Below are 4,035 nucleotides of genomic sequence, written 5' to 3'. Positions count from 1 at the left end.
GATCCTTCACTCCGAGCGCGACCGCATGTGAGCGCTCCCCACCCTCACCCCCGGCCCCTCTCCCTCAAGGGAGAGGGGAGAAAAGGGACCGGCGTCCTCCCTCCCTCACCGCACGAACAACCAGGTGACGTAGCCGGCGTAACAGACCAGCAGCGCCAGGCCTTCCCATCGGCTCACGCGGTAGCCGGTTCGCATCAGCGGAAGCAGCAGGACCGCAGCGGCGAACATCACGCAGAGGTCCGTGTTGAGGGTGCCGTCCAACTCGGGGCTGGCGAGATTCACGTCCAGCGGGGTCACGAGGGCCGTCGTGCCGATGATGCCCAACGAATTGAACATGTTCGAACCGACCACGTTCCCCACCGCCATGTCCCCTTCGCCGTGCGTCGCCGCGACGACGGTGGCGGCCAGTTCCGGCAGGCTCGTCCCGAAGGCCACCACCGTCAGTCCGATGACGGCGTCGCTGAGGCCCGCGGCGCCGGCGATGATCACCGCGCCCTCCACCAGCGCCCACGAGCCGACCGACAGCAGCGCCAACCCGGCGACGATCAGCCCGCCTTCCAGCCAGGCGCTGCCGGCCGGCGGGGGCAGTTCGGAGTCCGCGTGGGCGTCCGCCTTCGCCCCCTCGCGGCGAGCCAGCACGATGGTCATCGTCACATAGGCGACCAGCCCCGCGGCCAGCAGCGCCCCCTCGATGCGGGCCACCTCGCCGTCCCACAGCGCCCAAGTCAGCAGTCCGCTGACCAGCGCCAGCAGCGGCAGATCGATCTTCACCACCCGCGTCGCCACGGAGATCGGCATGATCACCGCCGCGAGCCCCAAGATCAGGCCGATGTTCGCCACGTTGGAGCCGAGCACGTTGCCCACCGCGACGGAATCTTTTCCGTCCAACGCCGCCTGCAGGCTGACGCCCAGTTCCGGGGCGCTGGTCGCCAGCGAGATCACCGTCAGGCCGATCGCCAGCGGGCTGAGTCCCGCCCGCCGGGCCAGTCCGGCGGCGCCCCGCACGAGCCATTCCGCCCCGTAGTACAGAGCCGCCACCCCGACCACGACCCCCAAACACGCCAGAACCATTGAATTGAAGGGGGGAAGCGGGGGACTCGGCGGGCGGGGGTGAACCGAGAGTGTAGGCGCCGGCGTCGGCGTGGCGAGCGCAACACTCCGCCCAAGCCGGCCGCATGCGTTCGGCTTGGCCGCGAATCGGGCGAACCCGTCTTTCGCCTCGCGCGAACCGGGCTACACTCGCCTCGCCCGCTGAACGGGCGTCCCGTCGTTCGACGCCCGTTCGCTGGCCGTTCGACGCCGCTCGCGGACATCGTTTCTCTCAAACACGGGGGGCTGACGCCCCGCCGCTCGCCTACGCACCGCATGTTTCGCTTCCTGCACGCCGCTGATTTGCACATCGACAGTCCGCTGGGCGGGCTGGCGGCGTACGAGGGGGCGCCGGTGGGGCAGATCCGCACCGCGACCCGGCGGGCCGTCGAGAACCTCGTTTCGCTGGCTCTGGGCGAAGATCGACCGGGGGATGAGCCGGTCGATTTCGTGCTGATCGCCGGCGACGTCTACGACGGCGCCTGGCGGGACTTCAGCACCGGGCTGTTCTTCGCGGACAAGCTGAATCGCCTGCGGGACGCGGACATCCCCGTCGTCCTGCTGGCCGGCAACCACGACGCCGACAGCGTCATCACCCGGCAGCTCGCGTTGCCGGAGAACGTCATCACGCTCTCCACGGAGTCCCCGCAGAGCCACCGGATCGACCTCGCGGATCACGGCGTGACCGTGCACGGGCAGGGCTTCGCGACCCGTGCGGTGAAGACGGACCTCTCCGCGACCTACCCGGCGCCGGACGCCGGGCGGTTCAACGTCGGCCTGCTGCACACCAGCGCCGCCGGCCATTCCGATCACGAACCCTACGCCCCCTGCAAACCGACCGAACTGGCCGCGAAAGGCTACGACTACTGGGCGCTGGGCCACATCCACACCCCCTGGGATCTGCACGACGCGAAAGATGCGCACGCGGCCCCGATCGTCTTCCCCGGCAATACGCAGGGCCGGCACGCCCGCGAGTTGGGGCCGCGCGGCTGCCGGCTGGTCACGGTGCACGACGACCGCCGCGTGACCAGCGAGTTCCGCCCGTTGGACGTGGTGCGGTGGGATAAGGTCGAGGTGAACGTCGCGGAGCTGGTCGCCGGCGGGGAGGACTCGCCGGACGACTTCCTCCGCGAAGCGATGGAGGGTCTCGAAGCCGCCGCCCACAACGCCCGCGAGGGCCGCGATCGGTTGCTCGCCGTGCGGGTGGAGTTTGTCGGCACGACCCCCGCCGACGCCCTGCTGCGGGCCGACCCGCACGGGTTGGAGCACGACGTGAAGAACGCCGCGAACCGGCTGGGCGGCGTGTGGGTGGAGAAGGTGAAGATCTCCACCCGGACTCCGCCGAGCGATGTCCTGTCCGGCGACGACGGCCCGCTGGGCGTGTTGGCGGAGGTGCTCGCCGAGGCCCGCGACGATCCCGACGCCCTCGCCGCGCTGGCGGAGAGCGCCCTGAAAGATCTCCGCGGCTCGCTGCGATCGAACCTCGCCGCCCACGAGGGGCCGGACCTGTTCGACCCGGAGCATCTCCGCAGTCTGCTCGCCGACGCCGGCAAGCTGGCCCGCGACCGCCTGACCGCCGGCTGACCGCCGAGCGATCGACCGTCGCCCCGGACGCGCCGCCTACCGGCGACGGCGAAGCGGGGCCGGTCATGCCTGTTTTCGTACTTACGCCTTACACCTCTCCCCTCGCCCCTGCGCAGCCCCGTGCGGATCGACCGGCTCGACCTTCTCGCCTTCGGCCCGTTCACGGGGCTGTCGCTGGACTTCAGCGCCCCCGGCCTGCACGTCGTGTACGGCCCGAACGAAGCCGGCAAGAGCACCGCGTTGCGGGCCGTTCGCGACGCCCTGTTCGGCATCCCGGGGCAGTCGCCGGACAACCACACGCACGACTACAAGGCGTTGCGGATCGGCATGACCGTCTCCGCGGGGCCGGGCGGCGGCGCCGAACATGGGGGACGCTCCCTGACCTTCCGGCGCCGCAAGGGCAACAAGAACACGCTGTTGGCCTTGGAGGAAGGGGAGAGCGAAACGCCCCTGCCGGACGACGGCCTCGCCCCGTACCTCGGCGGCACGACGCCGGAGACGTTCGACAAGCTGCACGGCCTGCGGTTGGCGGAGCTGTCCGAAGGCAGCGAGAAGCTGCTCGCCGGCGGGGGGGAAGTCGGCCAATTGCTGTTCGCCGCGGCGGGCGGGCTGTCCGGCCTGCGGCGGGTGCGGCAGGAATTGAAGGACGAAGCCGGCGAGTTGTTCCTCGCCCGCGGCCGCAACCCCGCGATCAACGCGGACCTGCGCACGCTCAAGGAGGTTCGGCGAGAGACGAACGACGAGGGACTCTCGCCCACCGAATGGGCCGCCCGCACGGACAAGATCAACGACCTGAAACGCGATCGCGACGCCTTGAAACGCGACGCCGAGGCGAAGCGCGCCGAGGCCGCCCGCGCCCGTCGGCTGCGGGCCGCCCGGGGGTTGGCGGATCGCCTCGCCGCGGCGCTCCAACGGCAGACGGAACTGGAGGAACAGGTCGCCGCCGACGCCCCGCTGCGGGCGGCCGCGGAGCGGCTCAGGACGCTTCGCGATCAATCCGCGGCGACCGCCGCCGCGCTGGGGGACCGGGAGGGACTGGAACGCCGCGCCGCCGCTTCGGAGGCCGCCGCCGCCCGGGCCCTGGCCGACCTCACCCCCGCCGGGCTGAGCGATTCGCAGCGGGAGAATTGGAGTCCGCCGGATCTCTCCGACCCGCAGCGGGCGCATCTGAGCGCCGCGGCCGATCGGCATTCCGATTTGAAACGGGATCTGACCGAAGCCGTCTCCAAGCGCCGGGCCGCCGCGGAGCGCGTGGAGGAACTGACGGCGAAGCTGGCCGGTCGGTCGGCGGTCTCCGAAGCCGCCGCGGACGCCCTGTCGTCGGCGCTCGACCGGGCCGCCGACCGACCGGCCAGCTTCGCC

General features: G+C 71.4%; 3 protein-coding genes. 2 read left to right on the top strand and 1 reads right to left on the bottom strand.

Annotated features, from left to right (window positions below):
- Nucleotides 1-105: 105 nt before the first annotated feature.
- Nucleotides 106-1,071, bottom strand: a complete 966-nt coding sequence (locus LzC2_RS20555; RefSeq protein ID WP_171189901.1) for a calcium/sodium antiporter — start codon at nucleotides 1,069-1,071, stop codon at nucleotides 106-108.
- A 294-nt stretch (nucleotides 1,072-1,365) separates the two neighbouring features.
- Between LzC2_RS20555 and LzC2_RS20550 the strand changes: the two genes are divergently transcribed.
- Together LzC2_RS20550 and LzC2_RS20545 are read left to right on the top strand one after the other, a co-directional pair.
- Nucleotides 1,366-2,673 (top strand): metallophosphoesterase family protein, encoded by a 1,308-nt coding sequence (locus LzC2_RS20550; protein WP_171189900.1) that lies wholly within the window; start codon nucleotides 1,366-1,368, stop codon nucleotides 2,671-2,673.
- A 120-nt stretch (nucleotides 2,674-2,793) separates the two neighbouring features.
- A partial coding sequence (locus tag LzC2_RS20545; RefSeq protein WP_171189899.1) for an ATP-binding protein occupies nucleotides 2,794-4,035 on the top strand: 1,242 nt, incomplete at its 3' end.

Source organism: Alienimonas chondri (genome assembly GCF_013036045.1).
GTDB classification, from domain to species: Bacteria; Planctomycetota; Planctomycetia; order Planctomycetales; family Planctomycetaceae; genus Alienimonas; species Alienimonas chondri.
Note: the sequence above shows the minus strand (reverse complement) of the source record. Positions and strands in the feature narration are given on the sequence as shown.

Excerpts from the sequence above, each read along its gene's own strand:
- LzC2_RS20555 (WP_171189901.1), bottom strand. The coding sequence starts at position 1,071 with ATGGTTCTGGCGTGTTTGGGGGTCGTGGTCGGGGTGGCGGCTCTGTAC.
- LzC2_RS20550 (WP_171189900.1), top strand. The coding sequence starts at position 1,366 with ATGTTTCGCTTCCTGCACGCCGCTGATTTGCACATCGACAGTCCGCTG.